Genomic DNA, 850 nt, shown 5'->3' on the forward strand with positions numbered 1-850 from the left:
ATTCCGTGATCGTACTGCGGAAAAATACGGTTTTGAGCTTTTGGTTCATAAGAACCCAGAAGGCATCGCAATGGGATGCAGCCCGTTTGTTCATGGCTCGTCAAAGCATACGGACATCATGAAAACGCAAGGTCTTAAGCAGGCGCTAAACAAATATGGCTTCGATGCTGCTTTTGGAGGCGCTCGTCGTGATGAAGAAAAATCACGCGCAAAAGAGCGAGTGTATTCGTTCCGTGACAAGAACCATACCTGGGATCCGAAAAACCAACGTCCAGAACTTTGGAAAACCTACAACGGTCAAGTGAATAAAGGCGAGAGCATTCGAGTGTGCCCACTTTCTAACTGGACCGAGCTTGATATCTGGCAATACATCTACCTAGAGAACATCGAAATTGTCCCGCTTTATCTTGCTGATAAACGTCCGGTTGTCGAACGCGATGGCATGCTGATCATGGTGGATGATGACCGTATGGAGCTTCAACCGGGTGAAGTAATTGAAGAGAAAAGCGTGCGTTTCCGTACGTTGGGCTGTTATCCACTGACAGGTGCGATTGAATCTGAAGCGAATACGCTGACGGGCATCATTGAAGAGATGCTGGTGGCGACCTCAAGTGAGCGTCAAGGCCGCGCGATCGACCACGATCAGTCAGGATCGATGGAACTCAAGAAACGTCAAGGTTACTTCTAAAAGATCTAAGGAAAGAGAATGAACAGTGCAGTTGAAGCTCAATTAGCCGAGCTTGGTATCGAAGGCTATTTAAAACAACATCAGTACAAGTCTCTGCTTAGATTTCTGCCTTGTGGTTCTGTGGATGATGGGAAAAGCACCCTGATTGGTCGCTTACTCCAT

General features: G+C 47.2%; 1 protein-coding gene and 1 pseudogene. Both read left to right on the forward strand.

Translation table 11 applies throughout. The features are described from left to right. Nucleotides 1–688: sulfate adenylyltransferase subunit CysD (gene cysD / locus R7O13_RS25480; RefSeq protein WP_318305026.1), on the forward strand; the 688-nt coding region annotated here is incomplete at its 5' end. An 18-nt stretch (nt 689–706) separates the two neighbouring features. Beyond that, nucleotides 707–850, forward strand: a pseudogene (locus tag R7O13_RS25485) (sulfate adenylyltransferase subunit CysN); the annotation flags it as partial.

The organism is Vibrio sp. Y176 (assembly GCF_033438945.1).